The organism is Tardiphaga sp. (genome assembly GCF_044336785.1).
Classification (GTDB): Bacteria; Pseudomonadota; Alphaproteobacteria; order Rhizobiales; family Xanthobacteraceae; genus Tardiphaga.
Genome location: NZ_JBIIOT010000193.1, coordinates 1 through 2,816 on the forward strand (window position 1 = coordinate 1; position 2,816 = coordinate 2,816).

Annotated in this window: 4 protein-coding genes; all 4 read right to left on the reverse strand. The window is 61.1% G+C overall.

Going from position 1 to position 2,816, the window contains the following annotated elements:
* Positions 1-29: 29 nt before the first annotated feature.
* Positions 30-905, reverse strand: a complete 876-nt coding sequence (gene ccoP, locus ACIQ2A_RS25855) for a cytochrome-c oxidase, cbb3-type subunit III (RefSeq protein WP_398484933.1) — start codon at positions 903-905, stop codon at positions 30-32.
* A 7-nt stretch (positions 906-912) separates the two neighbouring features.
* Positions 913-1,077, reverse strand: a complete 165-nt coding sequence (locus tag ACIQ2A_RS25860; protein WP_398484935.1) for a cbb3-type cytochrome c oxidase subunit 3 — start codon at positions 1,075-1,077, stop codon at positions 913-915.
* Between the two features lie 9 nt (positions 1,078-1,086).
* A complete protein-coding gene (ccoO, locus tag ACIQ2A_RS25865; RefSeq protein ID WP_398484937.1) occupies positions 1,087-1,821 on the reverse strand; it encodes a cytochrome-c oxidase, cbb3-type subunit II in 735 nt (244 codons plus the stop codon).
* Between the two features lie 10 nt (positions 1,822-1,831).
* A partial coding sequence (locus tag ACIQ2A_RS25870) for a cbb3-type cytochrome c oxidase subunit I (RefSeq protein WP_398484940.1) occupies positions 1,832-2,816 on the reverse strand: 985 nt, incomplete at its 5' end.

The following is a 2,816-nucleotide window of genomic DNA, read 5'->3' on the forward strand; positions in this document are numbered from 1 at the left end:
GGAGCGCAAGGCCCCGCCTGTGCATTCAACTACTGTCCACCCCCGAGGGTATGCACATAGACCGTCAGTGCCTTGATGGTCGCGGGATCCAAGCGATCGACCCAGGCGGGCATCACGCCGTTGCGGCCGTTGGTGATGGTCTGGATGATGGTCGCTTCGTCGGAGCCATAGAGCCAAATGCCGTCGGTCAGGTTCGGCGCACCCATGTCCTGATTGCCCTTGCCGGCATCGCCGTGACAGGAGGCGCAGTTATCGGCAAACAGCTTCCTGCCGGATTCGGCGTCATAGCCCTTCGCCGTCGACAGACCCGCCAGTGCGCGGACATAGTTCGCCACCGTGACGATCTCATCCTTCTTCAGGATGCCATCGCGACCGAAGGCCAGCATGGCGCCTTCATGGGCCTCGCCATTGCCTGAGCGTGCGCCGAACTTGATCGTCTTCTCGATCGCCTCCAGCGAGCCACCCCAGATCCAGTCGTCGTCATTGAGGTTCGGAAACCCCCTGGAGCCGGCCGCACCCGTGCCGTGACACGGCGCGCAATTGTCGCCGAACACGGTCTTGCCCTTGGCACGCGCGAGCGCAAGCAGGGCCGGATCCTTTTCGATCTGCTCCAGCGACGCATTGTTGAGTGCGGCCATCTTGTCGCCGCGGATCTTGTCGAGATTGGCCATCTCGACGCTGATATCCGCACGCGACGAATAGCCGATCACGCCCGTGGCGTAGCTGGAAACCAGCGGCCATGAGGGATAGACGACCCAATAGCCCACCGCCCAGATGATGGTGAGATAGAAGGTCCACACCCACCAGCGCGGCAGCGGTGTGTTGAGCTCCTTGATGCCGTCCCAGGAATGACCTGTCGTGGTCTTGCCGGTGGCGTGGTCGAGTTCTTCGTGATGACTGCTCATGATGGCATCAATCCTCTCGCAGCGGCATCTGCGCCGCTGCGTCGAACGTGGCCTTGTTGCGCGGCCACAGCGCGTAGGTAACGATGGCGACGAAGATGCCGACGAACAGCGGAGTCCACATGGTAAGGACGAGGTTCGAGGCGAAATTCTCGACGGTCAGAATGGCACGCATGATCTGTCCTCAGCGCAGGTTGGCCTTGTCGTTGTAAAGTTTGAAGTCGACGAGCGTGCCGAGCATCTGCAAGTAGGCGACCAGCGCATCCATCTCGGTCGGCAAGCCAGGCTTGCCATCGAAATTGCGCGCCACCGCCTTCGGGTAACGCTTGGTCAATGCATCGACATCGCCATTGTCGGGATCGGACTGCGCCTTGAGATCGGCGACGGCATTGGCGATCATGTCGTCCGTATAGGGCACGCCGACTGCACGATTGGTGCGCAGATGACCGGCGATGCTGTCGGGATCGACGGGTGTGTCGGACAGGAACTTGTAGCCCGGCATCACCGACTGCGGCACGACGTTCTGTGGCTTGGTCAAGTGAGCAACATGCCACTCGTCCGAATACTTGGCGCCGACACGGGCGAGATCAGGCCCGGTGCGCTTCGACCCCCACTGGAACGGATGGTCATACATGCTCTCCGCAGCGAGCGAGTAGTGGCCGTAACGCTCCACTTCGTCGCGCAGCGGGCGCACCATCTGCGAATGGCAGAGATAACAGCCTTCGCGCACATAGACGTTGCGGCCCGCGAGTTCGAGCGGGGTGTAGGGACGAACGCCCTCCACCGCCTCGATGGTGCTCTTGAGATAGAACAGCGGCGCAATCTCGACGATGCCACCGATGGCAATGACGAGAATGATGCCCACGATCAGGATGATCGAGTTCTTCTCGAGGATTTGGTGTCTGCTCCAGAACGACATGGTGTGATCCTCACTCCGCCGGCTGCAGCGCGGCATTGCCGAGCGTGGCGCCGGATTCTTCTTCGCCGACACGCACGGTCATCCACAAATTGTAGGCCATGATCAGCGCGCCGATCAGGAACAGGCCGCCGCCTGCGGCACGGATGATGTAGAAGGGATGCATCGCCTCGACGCTCTCGATGAACGAGTATTCGAGAAAGCCGAGCGAGGTATAGGCACGCCACATCAAGCCCTGGAGGATGCCCGAGACCCACATCGCCGAGATGTAGAGAACGATGCCGAGCGTCGCGATCCAGAAGTGCCACTCCACCAGCTTCAGGCTGTAGAGCTGCTTGCGATTCCACAGCCACGGCACCAGGCAATACAGCGCGCCGAAGGAGACGAAGCCGACCCAGCCGAGCGCACCGGAATGCACGTGACCGATGGTCCAGTCGGTGTAGTGGCTCAGCGAATTGACGACCTTGATGGACATCAGCGGACCTTCGAAGGTCGCCATGCCGTAGAACGCCACCGACACCACCAGCATGCGCAGCACAGGATCCGTGCGCAGCTTGTCCCACGCACCCGACAGCGTCATCAGGCCGTTGATCATACCGCCCCAGGAGGGCATCCACAGCATGATCGAGAAGGTCATGCCGAGCGTCTGCGTCCAGTCGGGCAGCGCCGTATAATGCAGGTGATGCGGGCCGGCCCAGATATAGAGGAAGATGATCGCCCAGAAGTGCACAATGGAGAGGCGATATGAATAGACCGGCCGCTCGGCGCGCTTCGGGATGAAGTAGTACATGATGGCGAGGAAGCCGGCAGTGAGGAAGAAGCCCACCGCATTGTGGCCATACCACCACTGGAACATGGCATCCTGCACGCCGGCCCAGGCGACATAGGACTTGGAGCCGAAGATCGAGACAGGCAGCGCCGGGTTATTGCCGAGATGCAGCACCGCGATGGTGATGATGAAGGCGAGATAGAACCAGTTGGCGACGAAGATATGCGGC

What these genes read in the sequence shown, in the direction of transcription:
- ccoP (WP_398484933.1), bottom strand. Translation starts at nt 905, where the DNA reads ATGAGCAGTCATCACGAAGAACTCGACCACGCCACCGGCAAGACCACG.
- ACIQ2A_RS25860 (WP_398484935.1), bottom strand. Translation starts at nt 1,077, where the DNA reads ATGCGTGCCATTCTGACCGTCGAGAATTTCGCCTCGAACCTCGTCCTT.
- ccoO (WP_398484937.1), bottom strand. Translation starts at nt 1,821, where the DNA reads ATGTCGTTCTGGAGCAGACACCAAATCCTCGAGAAGAACTCGATCATC.